This window comes from Microbulbifer sediminum, assembly GCF_021729035.1.
Classification (GTDB): Bacteria; Pseudomonadota; Gammaproteobacteria; order Pseudomonadales; family Cellvibrionaceae; genus Microbulbifer; species Microbulbifer sediminum.
The window spans coordinates 122,350-147,651 of the sequence record NZ_JAJSAP010000004.1; the positions used below are offsets into that span (position 1 = coordinate 122,350).

The 25,302-nt window shown below is 62.7% G+C and carries 21 protein-coding genes and 1 other RNA gene; 7 read left to right on the forward strand and 15 right to left on the reverse strand.

Annotation, left to right across the window (positions count from 1 at the left end; translation table 11 throughout):
• Positions 1–2 precede the first annotated feature (2 nt).
• The 10 genes from murG to mraZ form a co-directional block, all read right to left on the reverse strand.
• A complete protein-coding gene (gene murG, locus LVD11_RS07955) occupies positions 3–1,097 on the reverse strand; it encodes an undecaprenyldiphospho-muramoylpentapeptide beta-N-acetylglucosaminyltransferase (RefSeq protein ID WP_237057689.1) in 1,095 nt (364 codons plus the stop codon).
• Positions 1,097–2,320, reverse strand: coding sequence for a putative lipid II flippase FtsW (gene ftsW, locus LVD11_RS07960; RefSeq protein WP_237057691.1), 1,224 nt, complete (start codon positions 2,318–2,320; stop codon positions 1,097–1,099). Before ftsW ends, murG begins: the two co-directional genes overlap by 1 nt.
• A complete protein-coding gene (murD, locus tag LVD11_RS07965) occupies positions 2,317–3,735 on the reverse strand; it encodes a UDP-N-acetylmuramoyl-L-alanine--D-glutamate ligase (protein WP_237057693.1) in 1,419 nt (472 codons plus the stop codon). The genes ftsW and murD overlap by 4 nt, the downstream gene beginning before the upstream one ends.
• Positions 3,736–3,760: 25 nt before the next feature.
• Positions 3,761–4,846 (reverse strand): phospho-N-acetylmuramoyl-pentapeptide-transferase, encoded by a 1,086-nt coding sequence (mraY, locus tag LVD11_RS07970; protein WP_237057695.1) that lies wholly within the window; start codon positions 4,844–4,846, stop codon positions 3,761–3,763.
• Positions 4,846–6,231 carry a UDP-N-acetylmuramoyl-tripeptide--D-alanyl-D-alanine ligase gene (locus tag LVD11_RS07975; RefSeq protein WP_237057697.1) on the reverse strand — a complete coding sequence of 462 codons (1,386 nt, stop codon included), beginning with the start codon at positions 6,229–6,231 and terminating at the stop codon, positions 4,846–4,848. Before LVD11_RS07975 ends, mraY begins: the two co-directional genes overlap by 1 nt.
• The gene (locus tag LVD11_RS07980) at positions 6,228–7,742 is read right to left on the reverse strand and encodes a UDP-N-acetylmuramoyl-L-alanyl-D-glutamate--2,6-diaminopimelate ligase (protein ID WP_237057699.1); all 1,515 of its coding nucleotides are present in this window, start codon (positions 7,740–7,742) and stop codon (positions 6,228–6,230) included. Before LVD11_RS07980 ends, LVD11_RS07975 begins: the two co-directional genes overlap by 4 nt.
• The gene (locus LVD11_RS07985; RefSeq protein ID WP_237057702.1) at positions 7,739–9,496 is read right to left on the reverse strand and encodes a peptidoglycan D,D-transpeptidase FtsI family protein; all 1,758 of its coding nucleotides are present in this window, start codon (positions 9,494–9,496) and stop codon (positions 7,739–7,741) included. Before LVD11_RS07985 ends, LVD11_RS07980 begins: the two co-directional genes overlap by 4 nt.
• An 83-nt stretch (positions 9,497–9,579) precedes the next feature.
• The gene (gene ftsL / locus LVD11_RS07990; protein ID WP_237057705.1) at positions 9,580–9,855 is read right to left on the reverse strand and encodes a cell division protein FtsL; all 276 of its coding nucleotides are present in this window, start codon (positions 9,853–9,855) and stop codon (positions 9,580–9,582) included.
• Positions 9,855–10,778, reverse strand: a complete 924-nt coding sequence (gene rsmH, locus LVD11_RS07995; protein WP_237057707.1) for a 16S rRNA (cytosine(1402)-N(4))-methyltransferase RsmH — start codon at positions 10,776–10,778, stop codon at positions 9,855–9,857. Before rsmH ends, ftsL begins: the two co-directional genes overlap by 1 nt.
• A 20-nt stretch (positions 10,779–10,798) precedes the next feature.
• Entirely contained in the window at positions 10,799–11,242 is a 444-nt protein-coding gene (gene mraZ, locus LVD11_RS08000; protein WP_237057709.1) for a division/cell wall cluster transcriptional repressor MraZ, read from the reverse strand.
• A gap of 586 nt (positions 11,243–11,828) precedes the next feature.
• Here mraZ and LVD11_RS08005 point away from each other — a divergent pair.
• Positions 11,829–12,593 carry a thioredoxin family protein gene (locus tag LVD11_RS08005; RefSeq protein WP_237057711.1) on the forward strand — a complete coding sequence of 255 codons (765 nt, stop codon included), beginning with the start codon at positions 11,829–11,831 and terminating at the stop codon, positions 12,591–12,593.
• 39 nt (positions 12,594–12,632) lie between these two features.
• Here the strand turns inward: LVD11_RS08005 and LVD11_RS08010 are convergent, their stop codons facing one another.
• The 4 genes from LVD11_RS08010 to rsmI all read right to left on the reverse strand — a co-directional run bounded on the left by LVD11_RS08010 (position 12,633) and on the right by rsmI (position 17,581).
• Entirely contained in the window at positions 12,633–14,657 is a 2,025-nt protein-coding gene (locus LVD11_RS08010; RefSeq protein ID WP_237057714.1) for a CocE/NonD family hydrolase, read from the reverse strand.
• The gene (locus LVD11_RS08015) at positions 14,654–15,967 is read right to left on the reverse strand and encodes an ATP-grasp domain-containing protein (protein ID WP_237057716.1); all 1,314 of its coding nucleotides are present in this window, start codon (positions 15,965–15,967) and stop codon (positions 14,654–14,656) included. Before LVD11_RS08015 ends, LVD11_RS08010 begins: the two co-directional genes overlap by 4 nt.
• Positions 15,968–16,272: 305 nt before the next feature.
• An RNA gene (gene rnpB / locus LVD11_RS08020) (RNase P RNA component class A) lies at positions 16,273–16,640 on the reverse strand.
• A gap of 101 nt (positions 16,641–16,741) precedes the next feature.
• Positions 16,742–17,581 carry a 16S rRNA (cytidine(1402)-2'-O)-methyltransferase gene (gene rsmI / locus LVD11_RS08025; protein WP_237057718.1) on the reverse strand — a complete coding sequence of 280 codons (840 nt, stop codon included), beginning with the start codon at positions 17,579–17,581 and terminating at the stop codon, positions 16,742–16,744.
• Positions 17,582–17,618: 37 nt separating this feature from the next.
• Between rsmI and LVD11_RS08030 the strand changes: the two genes are divergently transcribed.
• Genes LVD11_RS08030 through LVD11_RS08045 form a run of 4 tightly spaced genes read left to right on the forward strand, consistent with a single transcriptional unit; the run spans position 17,619 to position 21,138 of the window.
• Complete coding sequence (locus LVD11_RS08030; protein WP_237057720.1) at positions 17,619–19,526, forward strand: penicillin-binding protein activator; 1,908 nt, start codon at positions 17,619–17,621, stop codon at positions 19,524–19,526.
• Positions 19,523–19,897: a YraN family protein gene (locus LVD11_RS08035; protein ID WP_237057722.1), complete on the forward strand. Its 375-nt coding sequence runs from the start codon at positions 19,523–19,525 to the stop codon at positions 19,895–19,897. The genes LVD11_RS08030 and LVD11_RS08035 overlap by 4 nt, the downstream gene beginning before the upstream one ends.
• A 56-nt stretch (positions 19,898–19,953) precedes the next feature.
• Positions 19,954–20,544, forward strand: a complete 591-nt coding sequence (locus LVD11_RS08040) for an SIS domain-containing protein (protein ID WP_237057724.1) — start codon at positions 19,954–19,956, stop codon at positions 20,542–20,544.
• 3 nt (positions 20,545–20,547) lie between these two features.
• The gene (locus tag LVD11_RS08045) at positions 20,548–21,138 is read left to right on the forward strand and encodes a BON domain-containing protein (RefSeq protein WP_237057726.1); all 591 of its coding nucleotides are present in this window, start codon (positions 20,548–20,550) and stop codon (positions 21,136–21,138) included.
• 159 nt (positions 21,139–21,297) lie between these two features.
• Here LVD11_RS08045 and LVD11_RS08050 read toward each other — a convergent pair whose 3' ends face one another.
• Positions 21,298–22,488 (reverse strand): acetyl-CoA C-acyltransferase, encoded by a 1,191-nt coding sequence (locus LVD11_RS08050; RefSeq protein ID WP_237057728.1) that lies wholly within the window; start codon positions 22,486–22,488, stop codon positions 21,298–21,300.
• 213 nt (positions 22,489–22,701) lie between these two features.
• Between LVD11_RS08050 and LVD11_RS08055 the strand changes: the two genes are divergently transcribed.
• Together LVD11_RS08055 and LVD11_RS08060 are read left to right on the forward strand one after the other, a co-directional pair.
• Positions 22,702–23,298: a LemA family protein gene (locus tag LVD11_RS08055; protein WP_237057731.1), complete on the forward strand. Its 597-nt coding sequence runs from the start codon at positions 22,702–22,704 to the stop codon at positions 23,296–23,298.
• Positions 23,299–25,260, forward strand: a complete 1,962-nt coding sequence (locus LVD11_RS08060; RefSeq protein WP_237057733.1) for a M48 family metallopeptidase — start codon at positions 23,299–23,301, stop codon at positions 25,258–25,260.
• Positions 25,261–25,302 lie beyond the last annotated feature (42 nt).

The window sequence follows — 25,302 nt, forward strand, 5'->3', positions numbered from 1 at the left end:
CCTCATCGCCCTTTGATTTCTTCAGCACATGCGGCAAGCACGCGCTCGGTGGCATCCGTTACCGCCACGCTGCGCGCGGCCCGTGCCATGGCTACCAGTTTCTCTGGCTGTGCAAACAGCCCGCCCATCAATTCTGCCAGTTGCTCTGCCGTCAGGGTTTCCTGCTGCACAACCACCGCGCCGCCTGCCTGCTGCAACCACTCACCGTTTTTGGTCTGGTGATCGTCGATTGCAAACGGGAAAGGCACCATGATTGCGCCGACCCCTGCCGCCGCGACCTCAGATACGGTCAAGGCGCCGGCACGACAGACCACCAGGTCCGCATGGCCATAGGCCGCCGCCATGTCGCTGATAAACGGTACGACCTCGGCCTCCACCCCGGCCTGGCTATATGCCTCGCGAGCCAGGTCCAGGTGTCGCGTGCCGGCCTGGTGCACGATCAGCGGCCGCTCTTCCGGCTGCAGCATCTCTACCGCCTGCGGCACCAGCTCGTTGATCGCCACCGCCCCCAGGCTGCCCCCCAGCACCAGCAAGCGCAGCGGGCGCTCGCGCGCCACGCGCTCTTCCGGGGCTGGCAGGGCCACAATCTCCTCCCGCACCGGGTTACCCACCTGCTCTGCATGGGGCAGGCCGCTGTCAAACGCTTCCAGTACCCGGTTGGCAATCTTAGCCAGCAACCGGTTGGTGGTTCCGGCCACTGCGTTCTGTTCGTGAATAATCAGCGGTACCCGACTCAGCTTTGCCGCCACTCCACCCGGCCCGGAGGCAAAACCACCGAAACCGAGTACCGCGTCCGGTTTGACCTTCCTCACCACAGCACGCGCCTGCATCACTGCCCTGGACACCTGCAACGGGGCCTTGAGCAGCGCCAGTTTCCCCTTGCCGCGTACACCCTCGACAGAAATCACATGCAGCGGGATATCGGCATCGGGGATCAGCTGCGACTCAATGCCCCGTGCTGTACCCAGCCATTCGACCCGCGCACCGCGGGCAATCAGTGCCCGCGCCACTGCCAGCGCCGGGAAAACGTGTCCGCCGGTCCCTCCGGCCATGACCAGGAAGGTCCGACCGGCAAATGACGGTTCAGTCGCTGTCATTATGCCGCCTCCCCTTTCATGTCCCGGTCCCCCATCTGCAGCGGGTTGAAAATTGGCAGGTGCCGGATTTTCGCCATTGCCGACTGATCCTGTTCCTCATCACCGCGCAACTCTGACTGGATCCGCAGCGCCAGTGCGAACAGCGCACAGCACACTACCAGGCTGCTGCCTCCGGAACTGACAAATGGCAGCGTCAGCCCCTTGGTGGGTAGCAGCCCTGAGGCGACCCCCATATTCACGAACGCCTGCCCGGCCAGCATCACAGCGATACCAAACGCCAGCAATGCGGCAAAAATCTTCTGTCGTGCCAGTGCCTCTCGTACCAGTCGCAGCAGTGCCAGGGTAAGCAGGCTGAAAAGGGCGATGACCACCAGGCCGCCGACCATGCCCCACTCCTCCGACAGGATTGCGAAGATGAAATCTGTGTGCGCCTCAGGCAGGTAAAACAGCTTCTGCACGCTGTTTCCCAGGCCTACGCCGAACCATTCGCCGCGGCCAAAGGCAATCAGCGACTGGGTCAACTGATAGCCACTGGCAAACTGGTCGCCCCAGGGGTCCAGGAATGTAGTCAGGCGCTGTAGCCGGTAGGGGCTCAGCATCGCCAACAGCGCCAGGGCGCTCGCCGCAAGCCCCACCAACAGGAACGTATGCGGCAGGCGTGCTCCGGCGAGGAACACCATCGCCAGTACCGTCCCGGAAATCACCACCACGGAACCAAAGTCAGGCTGCATCAGCAGCAACATGGCAACCAATCCCAGAATCACCACCGGGATCATGAAGCTGCTCCAGTGGCGCAGCTGCTGGTTGCGGCGAGTCAGGAAACTCGCGAAAAACACCAGGAGGCAGAACTTCGCCACTTCCGCCGGCTGCACCGTGATCGGGCCGAATACCAGCCAACGGCGACTGCCGTTTACCTCGCGCCCTACGCCGGGTACCAGCACCGCTAGCAACAACAGGCAGGAAAACAGCAGCAGCGGCCACGACAGGCGCGACCAGGCCGAGAGCGAGACCTGGCTGACCACCAGTGCCACCAAGCCGCCCAGGCCGAGGAATACCAGGTGACGCTTCAGGAAGTACCAGGCATCGCCATACTGGTCCGCGGCGAATGCAATTGAGGCGGACCCCACCATCACCACGCCAATACTTACCAGTGCCAGAACGCAAAATGGCAGCATCCAGTCCAGGTTGAATTCCTTTTCAGTAGCCTGCGGGATCCGGCTCATGCCACACCCCCTGCCCGGTTTTCCGGCAGCTCGCCCACCGCGCGGCGGAAGTCATCACCTCGCGCCTCAAAATTGCGATACATATCAAAGCTTGCGCAGGCCGGCGATAGCAGCACATAGTCACCCGGTTGCGCCAACTGCCGCGCGGACTGCACCGCCGCATCCATATCATCGGCTGGCACAATTGTGACGCGCCCACGGAACGCCTCGGCGACTCGCGGTCCGTCCACACCAATGGCAACCAGCGCCCGCACGGTATCCGCGGACTCCGCCAGCACCGAGAAATCGGCGCCCTTGCCTTCGCCACCCGCGATCAGCACGATCTTGCGGCTGCCGCTGGCCAGCCCCTCGAGCGCGGCACGGGTGGCTCCGATATTGGTGCCCTTGGAGTCGTTCACATAGATCACACCGTCCACGTCAGCGACACGTTCACAGCGGTGTGGCAGGCCGCGAAAACGGCCAAGCACCGCCAGCATCGCGTGCATCGGCAGGTCGACTGCACTGCCCAGCGCCAGCGCTGCCAGGGCATTGGCCGTGTTATGACTTCCCACCATTGCCAGCTCACTCACCGGCAGCAGTTTCTCCTGCCCACGTGCCAGCCAGGTGGTGGCCGGGTCATTGCCTACACCATCCTGCAACAGCCCGAACTGCCCCAGGTCCGGCCGATCGAGTCCGAAGCTCCACTCGCGGCTGTCACGGGACAGGGGGCCGCGTGTCAGCGGGTCAGCGCGGTTGATCACCAGCTGGTGCGCGTGGCGATAAATCCGCTGCTTGGCCCGGTGATACGCGGCCATATCCGGGTAGCGGTCCATGTGGTCCGCACTCAGGTTGAGAATCGTCGCCACCTCAGGAGCCAGGGAAAACGTGGTTTCGAGCTGGAAACTCGACAGTTCGAGCACAAACAGTTCCGGGAGAAGTGCGGGCTGCCCCGCATCCGCCGGTGCCAGCAAGTCCAGCACCGGCACTCCGATATTGCCGCCCACGCGCACGTCGATGCCGGCCTCCTCGGCCATCATGCCCACCAGGGTGGTTACCGTGCTCTTACCGTTAGAACCGGTGATTGCGACGATTTTTGGCGGTTCTTCCCGCGCTGCCAGCTCCCGCGCAAACAGCTCGATATCCCCAATCACCGGGATGCCTGCCGCGGCCGCCCGCTGTAATGCGGGCTCGGCCAGGGACACACCGGGGCTGGCCACAATTTCACTGGCGGCGAGCAGGGTCTCGGGATTCAGTGGACCGGTTTCCACCGGCACATCCGGGAACGCAGCCCGGAAATCCTCCAGGCCCGGTGGCTCGCTGCGGCTGTCGACAACCACCGGGGAGAAACCGGCACGCAGCAGGTAACGCACCACCGATTGACCGGTAGCGCCCATGCCGATAACCACTTTTTTCTCCGATGTCGCGATCAACGTCATAATTTTCTCAGCGCCGCGTTTTCATTCAGCGCAATTTCAATGTCGCCAGTCCTGCGAGCACCAGGACCACGGTAATAATCCAGAAGCGCACGATTACGCGCGGCTCCGGCCAGCCTTTCAGTTCGAAATGGTGATGCAGCGGCGCCATGCGGAAAATCCGCTTACCGGTCAGCTTGAATGAAGCCACCTGCAGGATCACCGAGACCGTCTCCATCACGAACACGCCCCCCATGATGAAGAGCACAATTTCATGACGGGTGATCACGGCAATCACCCCCAGCGCTGCACCCAGCGCCAGCGCTCCGACGTCACCCATAAAGACCTGGGCCGGGTACGTGTTGAACCACAGGAAGCCGAGCCCGGCCCCGCCGAGCGCAGCACAGAACACCGCCAGCTCGCCGGCGCCACTGATCGACGGAATGTGCAGGTATTCGGCAAACTCCACATGGCCACAGAGATAGGCGATGACACCAAGGGCACCCCCGACCATGACCGTGGGCATGATCGCCAGGCCATCCAGTCCATCAGTGAGGTTCACGGCATTGCTCGAGCCCACAATCACGAAGTAAGTCAGTGCAATAAAGAAGACCGGACCCAGGTCCAGAACCGCATCCTTGAAAAAGGGCACAAAAAACTGTGTCTCTGCCGGACTGGTGGCACTGGCATATAGATAAATCGCAGCTCCCAGGCCCGCCACCGACTGCCAGAAATACTTCCAGCGCGCGATCAGGCCACGGGGGTTTTTCTCCACTACCTTCTTGTAATCATCGACAAAGCCGACGGCACCAAAAATAAATGTCACCAGCAATACCACCCATACATAGCGGTTGCTGAGGTCGGACCAGAGCAGCGCACCGGTAAAGATCGCGGCGAGGATCAGGGTCCCGCCCATGGTCGGGGTGCCGGACTTGCTCAGGTGTGTTTGCGGCCCGTCATCACGCACGGCCTGGCCCACCTGCAGCCGGTTCAGCCAGGTAATCATCCGTGGTCCCACCAGCAGTGACATGCCCAGGGCAGTGAGCGCCCCCAGGATTGCCCGCACAGTAAGGTAATTGAACACCGCAAAGGCGCTCACGTGTTGTTGTAATAGTTCTGCCAGCCAGAGCAGCATCAGTTATCCCCTTCTCCGTCCCCGGTTTGTGTCAGTGCCTGTACCACTTCTTCCATACGGGCACTGCGGGACCCCTTTACCAGCACCGTGGTTTCTTTGGTCAAATCCCTCTCTAGCGCGGCGACCAGCCGCGCGCGCTCGGAAAAATTGTGGGCGTTATCGCCGCTTACCGCAGCAAACGCCTCGGTGGCAGCCGCACCCAGTGGACCAAAGGTATAGAGCCCGTCCAGGCCGCGATTGGCCGCCAGCTCGCCCACCTCCCGATGCATCGCCTCGGCATCGGCGCCCAGTTCCGCCATATCCCCCAGTACCAGAATCTTCCTGCCCGGCCGCTGGGCCAGCAGGTTGATGGCGGCGGCCACCGATCCCGGATTCGCGTTATAGCTGTCGTCGATCACTGTCTCACCCGCACGGCCACGCAGCATTTGCAGGCGCCCGGCAACGCCACCAGCCAATTCCAGCCCCGAGGCGATTTCTTTCGCCGGTATGCCCGCGGCGAAAGCACAACCGGCGGCCACCAGGGCGTTGTGGACGTTATGCTCGCCCATCAGCTTCAACTGCACCCTGTGCGTCACCCCCTCGATTACCAGGTCAAATGACGGGCAGGCATCGGCGCCCACTTCTATGTTCTCGGCAAAAACCGCACAGTCCCGGCCCAGGCCGACATTCAGTGTCTCCACATCGTCGGGCATATTGCGCAGCCAGAAATCGGCAAAGTCATCGTCGGTGTTGATCACTGCGGTGCTGCCCGGCTCGAGGCTGGTGTAAATCTGGCCCTTGGCGGCGGCGATGCCGGCCACCGAGCCAAACCCCTCGACATGCGCCGGCTTGACGTTGTTGACCGCCGTCACCTGCGGCAGGCCAATACCACACAGGTAGCCGATGTCGTCGGGGCCGTTGGCACCCATTTCAAGAATCAGCACATCGTGTTCGGCGCTGAGACCGAACAGGGTCATGGGCACACCAAACTGGTTGTTCAGGTTGCCCTGCGTCACACAGGGGGTATGCCTCTGGCCAAAAATTGCCGCCAGCATCTGCTTGACCGTGGTCTTGCCGCAGGATCCGGTAATCGCCAGCACCGGGCCTTTAAACTGTTCGCGGCAAAGCCGGCCAATCTGACCAAGTGCTATGGTGGTATCCCTGACGACCCACTGCGGTAATCCACAGCCTTCAATCTGGTGCTCGACCACCAGGCCCAGCACCTTGCCGTCCAGGTCGGCGGCAAATTCATGTGCGTCGAAAGTTTCACCAACCAGGGCGACGAAGATGGCATTCGCATCGAGTCTGCGGGTGTCGGTGCATACCTGCGCGAATTCCACCGAGCCATTGACCAGCTCGCCACCGAAGCGATTCTGCAGTTGTTGCAGGGTTAGCGGACTGATCACGATGCCTCCCCGGCGCTGCCAGCCATGCGTGCTTCCAGTGCGCGCGCGGATTGCTCACGGTCGCAGAAGTGGATTTTCTCAGTACCGATAACCTGGTAGTCCTCATGGCCCTTGCCTGCGATCAGCACAATGTCACCAGGCTCCGCTGCACTGACCGCCTGGCGGATGGCCGCTGCACGGTCCACTTCCACCTCGATATTGCTTGCTGCTCCCTCGAGGATGTCATCGATTATTTTCTGCGGGTCCTCACTGCGAGGGTTGTCGCTGGTGACAATGGCGCGGTCAGCCATCTCTGAGGCGATGCGCCCCATGGGTGCCCGTTTGCCGGTATCGCGATCACCACCGCACCCGAAAACACACCAGAGCTTGCCGCGACAGTAGGGCCGCGCCGCTGCCAGTGCAGCCCGCAACGCTTCGGGCGTGTGGGCGTAGTCCACCAGGACGCTCACATCGCCATTCCCGGCCGCCACCCGTTCCATGCGCCCGGGTACCGCCCGGATGGAAGGGAAGGTCGCGAGAATATCGTCCAGCGGGACACCCGCCGCAGCCACTGCCGCGACCACAGCCAGCGCATTGTGAATATTGAAGTCCCCGATAAGGGGGGCCCGCAGTTCGCCGCTGCCCCAGGGGGTGGTCAGCTGCACGGAAAAGCCACCCTCGTCGCGCCGCAGGTCGTTAACATGCAGGTCTCCCTGCTGCAGGCCGTAGCTGATTACCCGCAGGTTCCGGAGCTTGCAGCGCTCGAGCAGCTGTGCGCCGAACGGATCGTCGATATTGATCACGCCGCGCTTGAGTTTGGGCAGGCCAAACAGTTTTTCCTTGGCCGCCCCGTATGCCGTCATGTTGCCGTGGTAATCCAGGTGATCCCGGGACAGGTTGGTAAAAATGGCCGTATCGAACACCAGGCCGTGCACCCGCCCCTGGGCCAGGGCGTGAGAGGAAACCTCCATTGCCGCCGCGCGAACACCGCGATCGCGGAAGTCGGCATAGTCCGCCTGCAGGCGCACGGGGTCCGGCGTGGTGAGCCCAGTCTCCTGCAGCTGGATTTCACCCTTTTCCCAGATGCCATTGCCGATGGTACCCATCACCGCCGCCTTGCCATAATGTGCCGCCAGCAGTTGCGCGGTCAGGTAAGCACAGGTGGATTTGCCATTGGTACCGGTGACACCCACCAGGTACATGGATTCCGTCGGGTGACCGTAAAACCTCGCGGCGATTTCGCCGACACGCTTGCCCAGGCCCGGCACATAAGCCACCTCGACACCATCACGGGTTTCGGTCCGCAGACTGTCGCCATCGGCAAGCACGGCAGCAGCACCGGCCGCAATGGCACTATCGATAAATTCGCGGCCATCAGCCACGCTGCCACGCAATGCCATAAACAGGTCGCCCTGTTTTACCTGTCGGCTGTCCAGGGCGACGCCGCTCACCTCAACTGCCGGGATGCCGGCATAGCCAGGCACGAGCTGCTGCAGGGAAACGGTCTTCGTGGTTTGCCCGCGCTGATTCACGATTTATTACCTCTTTCGCTTAACTGCACTGCCAGCTGCGTTTCAGCAGGTTCGATATGCTCCGGTGGCACCTGCAATAGCCGCATGGCACCAGTCATTACCTTGCCAAAAACCGGGGCGGCCACCTTGCCGCCGGAATATTTCGAGTGACTGAGGTCATCAATCACCACCACTGCCGCCAGGCGCGGGTTGTCTGCGGGAATAAAGCCCGCAAATACGGAACGGTAGCGATTGTCGGCGTACCCTTCGCTGCCCACCTTGTGCACCGTGCCGGTCTTGCCGGCAACCCGGTAGCCCTCTACGTCCGCGCGCTTGCCGGTGCCCTCGGAACTGATCACTGTCTCCAGCATGGCGGTCACTTCCCTGGCCAGTGGCTCTTCCGCCACGCGCTCCGCTGTTTTGTCTCTCCGCCCTGACAGAACCAGCGAAACCGGGCGCTTGAGCCCGGCATTGGCAAAGACACTGTACGCCTGGGCCAGCTGCACCGCGTTCACCGTCAGCCCATAGCCGAAGGCGAAATTGGCGCGCTCAATCGGGTGCCAGCGACTGCGACTCGGCAACACGCCCGGCGTTTCCCCCGGGAACCCGCTGCCAACCGCTTCCCCCAGCCCCAAGCGGTAAAAGAGTTCGCGCACGGAATTTGGTTCCAGATCCATGGCGATTTTCGTAATCCCCACCTGGCTCGACTTGGTGATCACGCGCGTCAGGTCGATCTTGCCGTAATTCACCGGGTCCAACAGGGTCTTACCCGGCAGGCGGATATAGCCCGGTGTGGTATCGATCTGCGTATGCGGCTGGTAGCGACCGGTTTCCAGGGCCGCCAGCACAGTCAGCGGTTTCACGGTTGAGCCCGGCTCGAACTGGTCAATCAGGGCCCGGTTGCGCATCGCTGCCGCGCTTACGCCCTTGCGGTTGTTCGGGTTGAACGAGGGCTGGTTGGCCATGGCCAGCACGTCGCCGCTACGGGTATCGAGAATCGTAATAAAGCCTGAGGCGGCCCCGTTCTCGGCGACCGCACGCTTCAATTCACGATAGGCCAGATACTGCAGGCGCATGTCGATACTCAGACGCAAATCCCGCCCGGGGTGGGCCTCCCGCTGGGTCGCCAGATCACGCACCACACGGCCTTTCAGGTCCTTGACCACCTGCTGCCGGCCTGGCTGACCGGTCAGCCAGTCGTTGTAGGCCAGCTCCAGTCCTTCCTGTCCACGGTCATCGATATTGGTAAAGCCCACCAGCTGCGCCACCACCTCTCCGGCCGGGTAAAAGCGGCGATACTCTTTCTTGCTGTATACGCCGGCAACATCCAGCGCCAGCACCTCACCAGCTTCCTCCGGCGCCAAGTGGCGACGCAGGTACATGAACTCCTTGTTGCGATATTTTTCGAGCCGCTTCGCCAGTGATGCGGGCTTCATCCGCAAGGCACCGGCCAGCCGGCGGAGCGTCCCGGAGTCCGCCTCACGCAGGACCTGAGGGTTGGCCCACAAGCTCTGCACCGGTGTACTGACCGCCAGTAGCTCGCCGTTGCGATCCAGGATGGCGCCACGATAGGCAGCGATTTCCTCAGTGCGGATGGTGCGTGCCCGGCCCTGATCCTGCAGGAACTGATAACCGCGCTCCGCCTCCGGCACCACCTGCAACCGCGCCAGGTGCAGCACCAGGGCCAGGGCCAGCAGGCACAGCAGTACTGCCACCAGCGCGAAGCGCCAGCGGGCAATACCCATCTGCGGTTGCTGTTTTTTCACTGCGCCCATAAGGCTCCCTGTACGCATCTGTTTTACCAGGCCTGCCTGGAAAGGCCCCGGCGCTTGCTAGCGCCTTTTACTTTCTCTTCAAATTATTCTGTGGGAACAATGATTCGCTCACCGGCCTCTGGAGCACGCATTCCCAGTCTGTCACGTGCTTCGCGCTCAATGCGGCTGTAGGCGGACCAGGCACCCCGCTCCAACAGCAGCCGCTCCTGCTCATAGCGCAATTCATCGCGCTGTTTCTGTGCCTGCACCAGCTCGGCGGTGAGTGCGCGGCTTTGCTGCGTGGTGTGAACGACGCCAAGGGCGGAGACCAATGTCGCCACCCACAAAAAAACCACAATCAACATGCGCCGGTTGTTCATCAGAGTTTCTCCGCCACGCGCATCACCGCACTGCGGGAGCGCACGTTTTCACCAACCTCCTGCGCCTCTGCCTTGACCGCCTTGCCCACCGAGCGCAGCGTTTTTTTAATCTCGCTATCCATCACCGGCAGCCCTTTCGGCAACTGCGGGCCGCGCTCTTTCTCGCGGATAAAGCGCTTTACCATCCGGTCCTCAAGCGAATGGAAGCTGATCACCACCAGGTGCCCCCCGGGTGCCAGCAACGCGATCGCCGCCTCGAGAGCCCGCTGCAAGTCTTCCAGTTCGCCATTCACATGGATGCGAATGGCCTGGAACACCCGCGTGGCCGGATGCTTGCCTTTCTCCCATGCCGGATTGGCCGCCTTCACCACTTCGGCCAGGTCCAGTGTTCGCTCAAACGGCTGTTCCGCCCGGCGACGGACAATGGCTGCGGCCATCCGGCGGGCAAACCGCTCCTCACCGTACTCGCGGAAAACCCGCGCCATCTCGGCCTCGGATTCGCTGTTCACCCACTCCGCGGCGCTCTGGCCGCTGCTGGTATCCATACGCATATCCAGCGGCCCGTCGTGGATAAAACTGAATCCACGCTCAGCCTGGTCCAGCTGTGGCGAGGAAACACCCAGATCCAGCAGGATGCCGCTGACCTGCCCTTCGCGCCCGGAAGCAGCCTCGGCCATATCGGCAAATGAGCCATGCCAGATCGTGAAGCGGTCATCGCCGCCAAAGCGCTCGCGCGCGTACGCCACCGCCTGCGGATCCTTGTCGATCCCCAGCAGTTCGCCGCGCTCTCCCAGCTTCTCCAGGATCGCGGCACTGTGTCCGCCACGACCGAACGTACCGTCGATATAAAAACCGCCCGGGTCGGTGACCAGGGCGTCCACGGCCTCGCGCAACAACACACTGCGATGCAACTCTTGCGACACCCAGGTCTTCTCCTATCGGTTTACAGGGAGAGCGAGGCCATTTCCTCCGGCATCTCACCCTCACCTTCACTGTCGTCGAGCCAGGACATCCAGCCCTCCTCACTCCAGAGCTCCAGCTTCTTGCCCTGGCCCACGAGCATCAATTTCTTCTCCAGCCCGGCGTATTCACGCAGGGTCGGTGGAATCAGTACACGACCGTTGCCGTCCACCTGCAGCTCGCAGGCGTAACCGATCAACAGTCGCTGCGCACGACGCGCCACTTTATTGAAACTGGAAAGGGATTCGATCTTGGGTAGAATTTCCTGCCACTGCGGCTCGGGGTACACGAGCAGGCAACGCTCTTCAGTGTGCGCGGTCACCACCAGGCGCCCACCACAATCTTCCAGCAGCGTGTCCCTGACACGCGCCGGAATCGCCAGACGCCCCTTGGCGTCCATGTTGATTGCGTGGCTGCCTAAATACACTTTGGTTCCAAGTGCGCGGTCGGACCACCCGCGAGCTCCCCGTTATTACTGTTTATTACTGGTGAAAAATTGCGCGCTTTTCATTCGTGCGATGTAAATACCCACTCACAAACACGAATAAACCACCAAAACCCACAAATTTCCACTTTTCTCCACTTTCGACACTATAAATCTGGCTTGCCTAAAGTCAAGGAAATCGAAAGTAAAACGCCGCGAAATCCCAGTAAATTCGCGGCCTGCAGCCGGACCGGTCAGAAATCACACAGTTTTTGGCAGCGGATTTGCCCCGAAGAGCAAGCACTTACTTTTTGCACTTAAGAGATCACTTTAAGTTTAAATCGTTGAATTTGGCGCCACAAAAGTTAGCAAACACTTACATCAGGTAGACGAACGAGCCCGTCAGTTCCTGATAGAAGTAGAAGCCGGAAACAGGCAGGCCGGATGGCCAATAGGTTCACGGGGGCGGCCAGTTTTGCCGAGGGAAGGCAGCCCCACATTCTCACCGCCCCCGGAATGGGTCGGAGCTGCGCCGTCTTAGGGAAATGGGCAATAATGGCCGCTCACGGCCACAGGAGACCCCCGACCAGTGAAGCCCCTTCTTTTCAGCCTGGCCCTGGTACTGACCAGCCTCACCGCAGCGGCGGACAGTGCCTCGGGGCGTGTTTACCAGCCCCTTGCCGATACCATGACAGAGGTCGACCGGACCCTGGCCCGCGCCAGCAGTGAGGGCAAGACCGCCCTTATCGTGATGGGCGCCAACTGGTGCCACGACAGTCGCGCCCTGGCCACCAACCTGCAGGAACCGTCTTTTGCTGCAAAGCTTGAGCGGGAGTTTGTGATCCAGTATGTGAATGTGGGGTTCCTCGACCAGAACTTTGCCGTGAATCGCCGCTTCGGCCTGCCAGTGATTTTCGGTACCCCCACCGCCCTGCTGATCGATCCAGCAACCGGCAACCTGCTGAACCGCGATCGCGTGCATATCTGGGGCAGTGCTGCCAGTTTCGGCCCCGGCGAGACCCTGGACAGACTTCGCCGCCAGGCCAGAAAAGGGGCGCCAGCCCTTACCGGGGATACCCTGGACACGCTCCTGGGGAAGATCGACGCCTTCGAGCAGCGCCAGGCGAGACGCATTTACACTGGCTTCAAGGTTGTCGGCCCCATGCTGGCCGCCAGGGTGAACGGAGAGCAGGACGAGGACTTCGAGCATTACTGGCAGCAGCTTTACCAGATGCGCACCCAGCTACCCCGGGACTTACTCCGCCTGCGCAGCGAGGCCCGGCAACGGGTCGCTGCCGGGGAAAGGGACATCCAGCTCGAATACCCTGTATACGCCGCATTCGACTGGGAGTGAACGGCGCCCAGGCCGACGCAAAGTTCGCCACGGGCAGGTTCAAATCAGGTCCCGGGGTATTTCCACGTCCCAGTTTTCGGAAAAAACCCGCTTCCCTCCCTCATAAGCATCGAGCTGGGCGTGGATGTTGAAATGGGACGGCGTGGACTCGAGCACGGTGCGTGTCACCGTCCGGACCGCCCAGTCCTCGCGCCGATACCCCCACTCCCACAGAGTCTCACCCCGGGGTGAGCTATAGTCGTAACCCCGGTAGCTGTACCACTCCAGGGCCTTGCGCTGCATATCCACTCCTACAGGGTCAATATGGACCACGCCATCGTCGTTGATCACTTCCAGAGTGGACACATCGGTCTCGAGGTCGCGGATTACCCGCCACTTGTGCTGCCCTGTCTGGACTGTCCTGGTGGCGAGCGGTCGCGCGCCCTCAGCCGGGCTGAATCCGATCTCGCTGTCCTCGGCGTCCCGGCGCGGCCGCTCGGGCAATACCAGCCGGCTGGCCCCGGTGAAAATTGTCAGCCGTACCGGCGCGGGGGCGGGCCAGGCCAGGGGAAAATAAGAGGTGGATATCGACACACGCAGCCGGTTGCCATCAGGGAATGCATGCCCGATGTCATTGAGGACAATCCTGACACGGTAGCGCTTTCCCGGATCCAGCGGCTTCGGCTCTCCCGAGCCATCGCGGTGGGTGAGGTTCAGCAGACCGTAGGTCACCCGGGTAACCTTATCATCAGGGGCCACATCAGACAGGCGCACCGCCAGCATCGCTACCGGGCGGTCGGCAGCAAGCTCGAGCTCCAGGGTGGGTGCCCCAAGGATCTCCAGGGGCCCATCCAGCTGGGTGGAATCGAACACCAACGCGCCGCCATCCTCCTCGCGCTGATCGTGGGGAAGATCCGGAGTAGCGGCGTAAGAACACCATTTCCCGGCAAACAACCCGACTGAAAGCGGCGACTGGATTGTCATGATCGCCTCGTCCACTCTCGGCTCCGGTGGCTCCAGGGTGCCGGGGCTGGCCAGCACCAGGATACGCTCGCGGATATTTGGCGACGGCCATTGTGGCTCTCCCACCCAGCGCCCAGGTCGCTCCTGGTAAAAGGTCGTGGGGGGCTGGTGATCCTGCATCCATGCCCGGAGCATGGGCTCATCCATGATGCCGGTCTCCTTCCCCTTCAGCCACTGGTCCCACCAGCGCCGGCACTCCTGCAGGAAACCGATCGCCGGCCCGGGAACCCCCTGGTGCGGGTACTTGTGGCTCCAGGGACCTACCAGACCCAGGCGGGGCACCCTCAGGTTAGCCAGGAGCCGAAATACCGCATTGGTGTATCCGTCCGCCCACCCGGAAACGGCCATGACCGGGCACTGGATGGCACTCCAGTCCTCGCAGACCGAACCGTGTCGCCAGTAAGCATCCCTACGCTGGTGGCGCAGCCATTTTTCCAGCCACAGGCCGCTGCCACGCAGGCGCTGGAACCACATCTCGCGCCAGCGCTCGCCCACCATTTCCGGATCCGGCGGCAACGAGTTGAAAGCGAACATGGTGGAGGCCCAGGACAGGTTGTCCCCCAGCAGGCAGCCGCCCATATGGTGGACGTCGTCAGCATAGCGATCATCGGTGGAGGCGACACTCACCACCGCCTTGAGCTCGGGGGGCCTGAGCGCGGCGATCTGCAGGCCATTGAATCCACCCCAGGAAATGCCAATCATGCCCACGCTGCCATCACACCACGCCTGTTGCGCGATCCAGCGAATGATTTCCAGCCCGTCGTCCAGTTCACGCTGCAGGTACTCATCCTCGAGGACACCCTCCGAATCCCCGCTGCCGCGAATATCCACCCGCACACAGGCATAGCCATTGGCCGCGAACCACGGGTGCATGATGTCATCGCGGGCGCGTGTACTGTCCCGCCGACGGTAGGGGATGTACTCGAGGATGGCCGGCACCGGGGTGGATCCGGCATCTTCGGGCATCCAGATTCTGGCGGCCAGGTGGGTACCATCACTGAGCGGAATCCAGGTGAGCTCAATATCCAGAACAGGTTCTGGCAGGGGATCGACAACCTTCAAGATTGCAGCCCCCCTTCCCGCTCCGGCGGCGAGCGGAATTCCAGTGGCAACTTGCTTATCAGCGCGCGATAACATTTCTCGAGTTCATCGTGATTCCTGCCGCCCATAAAAATCACTGCAACCTCGTAGCTGTAAACCTCATGCCCCCGGAGCTCGGAGAGCCGATCTCCCAACACGACGTCAATCTGTATCCTCGAGCCCGGAAATTCCGACTCCAGTGCCGCCAGCTCCGCGGTAGTGGGCACCCGACTGACGATCCCGTCCTCGTACCGACGCAACATGAACTTGGAGGCCGCAGAGTGCTCGCCCTCACGGCGGAAAAAATTCGGCCGACGCCCAAGGGCCACATCCACCGCCACCTCATGGTGAGAGGCCCCGACCACATCGGCGAACAATGGGCAGTGAGACTTTGAAATGCGCGTGTTCACTTCCAACAAGTCGATACGATCACTTTCCCGATCCCAGAAATACTCCACGTTGAACGGGGTGTCATCCAGGTCCAGCGCGGGGATCACCCGCTCGGTAATCGCTACCATTCGCTCCCTGACGGCTTCCGGCAACCCGGAGGGAAACTCGTAGCGGGTGAGCGAGGATTGCAGTGGCCCCTCGCGAATGGAATCCACGGTGCCATACACAACCACTTCCCCCGCCTGGATAAAGCCCTCCAGCGTGCACTGCCAGCCATCGATGGGTTTTTCCAATATGCAATAATGGGCGTCAATTTCCCGGGGGATGTCAGCCGGGATCCGGGCCAGCCCCATCAGGTGTGCGAACGGATCACCGAAGCGGCGGATTCCCTGCCGCAGGCCCGCCAGTGCATGCTGCAGTTCGCCGGAGTCCGCCACCCGGTAGACCAGCTGGGAAGAAAAACCGATGACCGGCTTGATCCAGAAGGGATACTCCAGCCCGATATAGGCTTCCGCATCAAGGGCGAAGGGATCCAGGCTCTGGAAGGCGGGAATATGCTCAGGAATCACCGCTTGCTGGCGCAGCCGGCTCCAGTACTTGTGGTCGGCGATCATGGTGGCCGCAAGCCCCGGTCCGGGTAGCCCGTAATCCTCACGGAAAATCGCCAGCAACGCGGTGGTGGGGAAGTCCCAGTGACCGATAATCGCGTCCACCGGCACACCCGCCCCCCGAAGCTCCCTCCGCCCCTCGGCGATCATCTCCTCTATCGGGTAGCTTTCAGGATTAACCACCATGTCGTAAGGCAACAGGCCGTGAAAGGTGTACTCCTCCGCATTGCGGATAGTCTGCAGCTGCCGTAAATGAAACTCGTCCAGGCCGATAACAAAGACATGGGTAGTCATGTGCGCCCCGCACAGGTTGGTGATGATTGCCGCAACCGACCCCTCATCCAAGCAGATTAGTCGTTAACCGTTACCCAGGGTGCCCAGAGGCGGCGTAATGATCCAGCTCATGTGGGACAGCAAGCGGGAATCGCCGGCTGTCGGGGGGGGGTATAGGGGCGTAACCAGCAAGCGGGAATCCGGCGTCAGGGATTGGGGATCCGGAATCGCGGCCCCCGGAGATTGAGCGGAAAAACCGACCGACAGTCCGTCGCGCGAGAGGAATACCCACCCCACGGCAGTTGCCGCAGGATGGATAGAGGAATTTGTTGAGCTGGCCTGTAAGCCGGGTTCTGTCGAGGACAATCATTCATCTGGGATGTGTGTCACCACACACCTCAAGCGACCTACCCGCCCTCGGTGCGGGTCACACCTGTAGAGGGCCTATTTGGTCTTGCTCCGGACGGGGTTTACCATCGCCGCGGACTGTTACCAGCCGCGCGGTGCGCTCTTACCGCACCGTTTCACCCTTACCTGTGCTCCCCGGTCGAAACCGGGAAGCCATCGGCGGTCTGCTTTCTGCTGCACTTTCCGTAGGCTCACGCCCCCCAGGCGTTACCTGGCGTCCCACCCTATGGAGCCCGGACTTTCCTCCATCCCTCCGAAAAGGAACAGCGATTGCCCGGCCAGCTCGCGGCGAAGACTAATGAGCCGGCACTAAAAGCGCAAGGACTGATTTGCCCCACCCGGGACTACCGGTCCAAACCGGCCCGGGGCAAAACGCTGTAGGAGTTATTACTTCTGCTCCAGGCCCCAGTTGTAGAGCACCTTTTTATTGACCCCGGTAATTTCAGCGGCCACGGCGGCGGCGCGCTTGGGTGGCAACTCGGCCATCAGCAGTTTCATCACCCGCTGCGACTCGTCGTCCAGCGTCGCGCCGGCCTTGCGCTCTGCACCGCGCACCATCAGGACAATCTCCCCGCGTTGCTGGTTGCTGTCCGCGCGCACCCAGGCCGCCAGCTCCGCCAGCGGCGCCATATGGAAGGTCTCGAACGCCTTGGTCAGCTCGCGGGCAATCACCGCCTCGCGATGCTCCCCAAAAGCTTCCGCCATGGCATCCAGGGTATCCGCCACCCGGTGTGGGGCTTCGTAGAACACCATCGTGCGCTCCTCACCGGCCAGCTGCTCGAGCGTCCGCGCGCGGGCACCGGACTTGGCGGGCAGGAAACCCTCGAAGGTGAAGCGATCGCTGGGCAGCCCGGCGGCACTCAGGGCCGCCACAAAGGCACAGGCCCCCGGAACCGGCACCACGCGGATTCCCCGGTTGCGCGCCTCGCGCACCAGCCGGTAGCCCGGGTCGGAGATCAGCGGCGTGCCCGCATCTGAAATGAGCGCCACTGTCTCACCGGCCTCCAGGCGCTCGATGATCCGGGCCGTACGCTGGTCGTCCGAGTGGTCATGGTAGGCCACCAGTGGTGTGTCGATATCGAAGTGGGAAAAAAGTCTCTGACTGTGACGCGTGTCCTCCGCCGCCACCAGATCGGCGCATTGTAGAACTTCAACCGCTCGCGGTACCATATCAGCCAGATTACCGATGGGTGTAGCGACCACATAAAGCGCCTGATCCGGCCCCATAGCTCACTCCATGACTCAAGATTTGTGGGAGAAATGTATGTCCGCCCCTAACCGGCGCACCCCCCCTGTTGTTACCAGGCTGGCCGCCAGTGTGTTGGCCCTGGCCCTGGCCGCCTGCCAGACCCCGACCCCAAAACCCGATGCCGGGCTGACAACCGGGCCGGTGACCGCCGCTGCCAGTCGCGGCACGGCGATGGACATGCTGCGCAGTGCCAGGGAGATGGATGCGCCCCAGCGCGACCAGCAGACCGTCAAGGCTGCCGCCATTCTATACGGACTGGGCGACAATGCGACCGCCCAGCAAGCCCTGGACGGGGTGGAACCGCAGAACCTGAACGATGTGCAATACGCTGAGTACGCCCGGGTATACGGCAACGTACTGGCGGCCCAGGACGAATTTTTCCGGGCCCTGGAGCTGGCCACGGCGCCACGCCTGGACGGCAACTGGCTGCGCCTGCCACCGGATACCTCACTCTCCCTGCGCAACCTCCGGGCTGAACTCTGGGGACTGCTGGGGGATATCGACAGCGCCATCGAGGAGCGTCGCCAGATTGCCCACCTGGCCCGCAGCCCCGAGGAAATCTCAGAAAACAATAACGGTTTCTGGCAGCTGCTGACCCAGCTGCCCTCCAGTGAGCTACAGCAGCGTGCCAGCCAGAGCGCCAACCACATGATGCGTGGCTGGTACGAATTGGCTTTGCTGGGCCGCAACACCCAGACCGACATCAGCGGCCAGTTGACGCAATTCAGTCGCTGGCGCCAGCAGTGGCCGCGCCATACTGCCAGTATGTACCCGCCCCGGGCCATGCAATTGCTCGAGCGCCTGGCGGCACAGCGGCCCCAGCGCATTGCCCTGCTGCTGCCCCTGTCGGGACAGCTTGGCAGTGCCGGCCGCGCCATCCACGACGGATTCATGGCCGCCTACTACACGGCGCTGGAAGACGGCGCGCCCACCCCGGCAGTCGAGGTATACGACACCGGCACCGGCCAGCCCTTTGCCGAGGTTTACCAGGCTGCCGTCGACAGCGGTGCCGAAGTGATCGTGGGCCCGCTGGATAAAAGCAAGGTTGCCAACCTCCTGGCGACCGAGACCCTGCCAGTACCGACACTGGCCCTGAACTACGGCGACAGCGGCCGCCTGACTGATGACCTGGTCCAGTTCGGCCTGGCAATCGAGGACGAGGCCCGCCAGGTGGCGCAGCATGCCTATCGCCAGGGACATCGGCAGGCCCTGATCCTGGCGTCCGACGCCGGGTGGGGGCAGCGCGGCGCCCAGGCTTTCCAGGAGGAATGGCTGCGCCTGGGCGGAATGGTCAGCGGACGCAAGACGTTCCACAACAAGAGCAACTTCTCCAAGATGGTCAGCGACGCGCTGCTGATTTCAGACAGTGAGTCCCGCGAGGCCGCCCTTCGCCGCACCCTGTCGACACCGCTGGAATTCACCCCGCGTCGCCGCGACGATGCCGACATGCTGTTCCTGGTGGCGCAATCATCCCATGCGCGCCAGATCAACCCGATGCTGACATTTCACTACGCCAGCGACCTGCCGGTCTACGCCACCTCACACGTGTTCGATGGCAATATCAATCCCCAGCGGGACCGGGATATCAACGGTATCGAATTTACCGCCCTGCCCTGGCTGTTCGAGGATGAGAATCGCACCAAGCAGAATATTGTGAGCCAGGCGGCACCATCGCCCGCCTTTGCGCGACTCTACGCGCTGGGTGCGGATGCCTTCCGGCTCTACCCGCGCCTGCCCATGCTGCGCGAGTTCCCGCAACAGCAGGTGCACGGACTTACCGGTACACTGCAGCTGACCGATGATGGCCGCATCGTGCGCGAGCAGATCTGGGCACGGATGGACGAAGGCACCCCCATACCCGTCACTACCGCCATTGAGCCACTGGAGCGTGCGGGCACCACGGGAATTGGCGGCGCGCAGTGAGCTTTTTCCGCCGCAGCGACTCCCCGGGGAGCGTCGGCTCCCGGATGGAGGCGCGCGCGGCACAGTTCCTGCAGCGGGCCGGATTGCGGATAGCCACGCGTAATTTTCGCTCCCGCCGGGGCGAAATCGACCTGGTGGCCTGGGACGGCGACACCCTGGTATTCGTGGAGGTACGCTTCCGCCGCAACAGCAGGTTCGGCTCCGCCGGCGCGTCCGTGGACCGGCGCAAGCAAACCAAATTGGTTTCAGCTGCCGAAAGCTACCTGCAGGCCCATAAACTGGACTGCCCCTGCCGCTTCGATGTGGTGGCGATAGAAGGGGATGACGGGCAAATCGAGTGGATTACCGGCGCTTTCGCCGGGGAAACGTGAGCAGTCAGCGGTTGCGGCAGGAGCCGCTGCCGGAGGAGATTACCCAGACGGGATCAATGGAACAGAGAGTTGTAACGCTTTTTCACCGCAGCCTCGAGGCGACCATGAACAGCGGCGAGATCCTCGCCCCGCTGATTGCCGAGTCGAGCGACATGATCGTGCACACTCTGCTCGAGGAGCGCAAGCTGCTGCTGTGCGGCAACGGCGTCAGCGGCGCCCTGGCGCAGAGTTTCTGCGCCCAGCTGGTGGGCGGTTTTGAACGGGAGCGGCCGGGACTGCCAGCCATCGCCCTGAGTGGTGACGCGGTGTCCCTGAGCACGGTCGCCCGCAATCACGGCCGTGCGGAATCCTTCGCCCGCTCCGTGCGGGCACTGGGCCAACCCGGGGACCTGCTGGTAATCGTCAGCAATGACGGGCGCGATTCCAACCTGGTGCAGGCCATGCGCGCAGCGCGCGACCGCGACATGGGCATTCTCGCCCTCACCGGCGGCGACGGTGGTGACTGTGCGGCGCTGCTGGATAACCATGATATTGAACTGCGCGTGCCCTCTGAGGTCGCAGCCGAGGTGCACCAGGTACATCTGTTAACTATTTTCTGCCTGTGCGATCTCATCGACAGCAGTTTGTTCGGTGGCTACGAGGACTGAACCATGAACTTCAAACTTTTCAATCGTAAACTTCAGCTGGCCTTTGTACTGGCGGTGAGCACGGCTTTCGCCGGCTGCGCCTCGGTACTGGAAGCCACCAGCGACGGACCCATCCAGCAGGATCCGGGCAAGCGCTCGCTGGGTACCTATATGGATGACCAGAAAATCGAGACCGTGACCACGGTCAACATCAACAAGGCCCACCCCAACCTCAAGGAAGCCAATATCAACGTCAACGTCTTTAACGGCGTGGTGCTGCTTACCGGACAGGTCAACGATCCCGAAATGCGCCTGCTGGCCGGACGCACGGCCCAGCAGGTAAAAAACGTACGCCAGGTCTACAACGAGATTCAGGTGCGCGGTAACGTCTCCCTGCTCGCCAGCAGCAGCGATGCCTGGCTCAGCACCAAGGTACGCAGCGCCCTGCTCGCAGACAAGGAAGTGGACAGTGGCCGCATCAACGTGGTCACCGAAAACGGCGTGGTCTACCTGATGGGCCTGCTGACCCGTGCGGAAGCGGAAATGGCAGCGGACGTTACCCGCAGCATCGGTGGTGTCCAGAAGGTCGTGAAGGCTGTGGAGTACGTGGACTGAGGCGGGCTCCCGCGCCGGCAGTGACCGGAGCAGCATAAAAAAACGGAGGCCCTGCCTCCGTTTTTTTATGCCTGGATTCTGTGCCTGCCACCCGCCCCTCCCTGCTTGTCCCGCCACCGACACGGCCGGGCGGGACATGGACAGGTGCGCAGGGACAGGTCAGACCCGCTCGATGGCAATGGCGGTCGCCTCGCCACCACCGATGCAGAGGCTGGCCACGCCCTTGCTGAGCCCGCGCTTCTCCAGCGCCCCCAGCAGGGTGACGATGATACGCGCACCGCTGGCGCCCAGCGGATGGCCCAGGGCACAGGCGCCACCATTCACATTGACCTTGTCGTGCGGCAGGTCGAGTTCCTTCATGGCCGACATGGTGACGACCGCGAACGCCTCATTGATCTCGAACAGGTCGACATCGGCAGTGCTCCAGCCGGTTTTTTCCAGCAGTGCCTGCATGGCGCCCACCGGCGCGGTGGTGAACCACTCCGGCTCCTGGGCAAACTGGGTCTGGCCGCGCAGTACCGCCAGCGGCTTCAGGCCGCGGCGCTGGGCCTCGCTTTCGCGCATCAGCACCAGGGCTGCCGCGCCGTCGGAGATAGAGCTGGCGTTGGCCGCAGTGACGGTACCGTCCTTGCGGAATGCGGGCTTGAGCTGCGGTATCTTGTCCGGGCGGGCGCTGCCGGGCCCCTCATCGACACTGACCTCCACATCGCCGCGGCGCGAGGAAATGGTCACCGGGGCGATCTCGCGCTCGAAAGCGCCCTGCTCGATCGCCGCATTGGCCCGTGCCAGTGATTCCAGGGCAAAGCTGTCCTGCTCCTCCCGGGTGAACGCATACTTGTCCGCGGTACATTCGGCAAAGTTGCCCATCAGCTGACCGTCATAGGCGTTTTCCAGGCCATCGAGGAACATGTGGTCCATTACCTTGCCGTGCCCCAGGCGCATGCCACCGCGGGCCTTGGGGAGCAGGTAGGGCGCGTTACTCATGCTCTCCATGCCGCCGGCCACGACCACGCTGGCATCGCCCACCAGCAGCGCATCGCGGGCCATCATCACGGTCTTCATGCCCGAACCACACACTTTGTTAACGGTGCTGGTCGGGGTGCCCTCGGGGATACCGGCACCCAGCGCTGCCTGGCGCGCCGGCGCCTGGCCCACGCCCGCGGGCAGCACACAGCCCATCAGTACCTCGTCCACATCGCTGCCGGCAACGCCGGCATCAGCCAGTGCCGCGCGGATCGCTGCCGATCCCAGCTGCGGAGCACTGAGTGCAGACAGGGCTCCCTGCATTGCGCCCATGGGCGTGCGAGCCATTCCGACAATGACCACTGGATCCGAATTTACATCACTCATACGCTGCTCCGATTCTGTGCCGGCGTTCTGGTGCGCCGGGGTATATTTATTCCGGCGGCATTATAACCGATACGGGCCTCGCTGCCGCCATGCGCCTCAGGTCGTGCTTTCGAACCGCCTGGAGGCGGGGATTGCGCGCTTCCGCAAGCCACCGCCGGGGCCGGTCATGCTAATATCTGCGCCACAAAAACCGCGATAACAATGGGATTGAAAATGGAATTCTCGGGAATTTTCTGGTTCGTGGCCATCGCCGCGCTCGTGTTCTATGTAATCAACATTTACAACAAACTGGTTTCACTGAAAAACCGCTACCAGAACGCCTTTGCGCAGATCGAGGTGCAGCTGAAACGCCGCTACGACCTGATCCCCAACCTGGTGGATACCGCCAAGGGCTACCTGAAGCATGAGCGCGACACGCTGGAAGCGGTGATCAGCGCGCGCAATACCGCCCTCAGTGGCCTCAAGTCCGCCGCCGCAGATCCCGGCAACCCCAGGGCCATCGCCGACCTGGGCCACGCCGAGGGCGCCCTGGCCGGGGCACTGGGCCGCCTGAACGTGGTCATGGAGGCCTACCCCGACCTGAAGGCCAACCAGAATATGATGCAACTGAGCGAGGAACTGACCAGCACCGAAAACAAGGTCGCTTTCGCCCGCCAGGCTTTCAACGACTCGGTGATGGCATACAACATTTACCGCCAGAGCTTCCCGCCGGTGTTCTTTGCCGGCTTCTTCGGCCACCGCGAAGACGCCCGGCTGCTGGAATTCGAGGACTCGGCAGAGTTCCAGGCTGCGCCCCGGGTGGAGTTCTAAATGAATTTCTTCGAGCAGCAGGACCGTGCGCGCCGCAACAGCGCCCTGCTGGTGGGCCTGTTCGCCCTCGCCGTTTTCCTGCTGATTGCCGTCACCACCCTTCTGGCTGCAGCGCTCACCGCCTACAGCCGCGGGCAGGACTTCAGCCTCGCCAGCGCGATACCGCAACTGGGCTGGGAAACCGTGGCGATGATCGCCCTGTCGATCCTCGCTGTCATCGGCCTCGGCAGCCTCTACAAGCTGCGCCAGCTTGCGGCCGGCGGCCGCGCGGTGGCGGAGTCCCTGGGCGGGCGCAAGATCAATCTCTCACCAGACGGTGTGGCAGAGCAACGGGCCCTGAACGTGGTAGAGGAAATGGCTATCGCGTCCGGTACTCCGGTCCCGGATGTATATGTCATCGAGGACCCGGCCATCAATGCCTTTGCCGCCGGGATAAAACCCGCCGACGCGGTGATCGGACTGACCCGCGGCAGTATCGAGCGCCTCAGCCGGGCTGAACTGCAGGGAGTGGTGGCCCACGAGTTCAGCCACATCCTCAACGGCGACATGCGCCTCAATATCCGCATCGTCGGCCTTCTGCACGGCATCCTGATTATCGGGTTACTCGGCTACTGGCTGTTGCGGGGCAGCCACATGGGCTCAAGCCGGGACAACCGGGCGCGCGCAGCCCTGCTCGGTATCGGCGCCGGGCTCATGGCCATTGGCTACACCGGCACCTTTTTCGGCAACCTGATCAAGGCCGCCGTCAGCCGCCAGCGCGAATTCCTCGCCGATGCCTCTGCGGTTCAGTTCACCCGCGACAATACCGGTATCGCCGGTGCACTGAAAAAGATCGGGGGCCACGCCGGTGGTTCGGCGCTTGCCTCCCGGCAGGCCGCCGAATACAGCCACATGTATTTCGCCAGCGGTATGCGCCGGTCGTTCGCCAACCTGTTTGCGACCCACCCCCCACTGCCAGTCCGGATCCGGCAGCTGGATCCAGGCTGGAATGGCCAGTTCCCCACCACACACGGGGATGCGGGCAGGACCGCGACCGCCGCGCCCTCTTCACCGCTGGCCGCGGGTATCGCCGGGGATGCGCCACTGGATGTGGTGGTGGCAGCGGTGAACAACAGCATCGCCAACCCCGGGGAGGAGCATACCGACTACGGCCGCCAGCTGCTGGCAGCGGTCCCTCCCTCTTTGCACGCGGCCGCCCACGATCCGTTTGCAGCCCGGGCTGTGGTCTATCGGCTTATGCTGCATCGGGAAGCAGACCAGCGTGAAGTGCAGCAACAGATGCTGCGCAGGCTTGCCCATCCTGCAGTAATGCGGGAGATGGAGCGGCTCGAGCGCGACTTCAGCGCCATGCCGGATTGCGCGCGCCTGCCATTACTGGATCTCTGCGTACCGGCACTGAGGGGGCTGGTACCCCAGCAATACCAGGTTTTCAAGCGCAACCTGATCAAGTTGCTGCGCAGCGACAACCGGGTCGATCTGTGGGAATGGGCCCTGTATCGCCTGTTGATGCATGCCCTGGAGGGGACCCCGGATCGACAGCGGCTTGCGTCAGGCAGCACTGCGTCCCGCCATGCCGCAACCTTCCTCCTTGCCGCCATGGCCCACGCCGGCAACACCGATTACCTTGATGCCAAGCGCGCATTCGAGGCGGGCCTGGGAGCACTGGAGCTGGAGCGAATCCCCCTTCCCGCGCGCCGGGACATCACCCTCGCGCGGCTCGACAAGGCTGTGGCCATCGCGGCAGATGAGCGCCCACTGCGCAAACCCCGGCTGCTCAAGGCCATGGCGGCCACCATGGCCCACGACGGTGTCATTGCGGCGGAGGAGATCGAGTTATTGCGGGCGGTTGCCGACAGCCTGGACTGCCCGATGCCGCCAATCTGCCCCCGGCTGGTCAGGAATAGCACCGCGCGCGACGCACAGCCGCCAGGCAACCGAATCCAGGCGACCACGACAGACTGACACAAAAAAGCCGGCCCCATGGCCGGCTCTTCGCGCAATAGC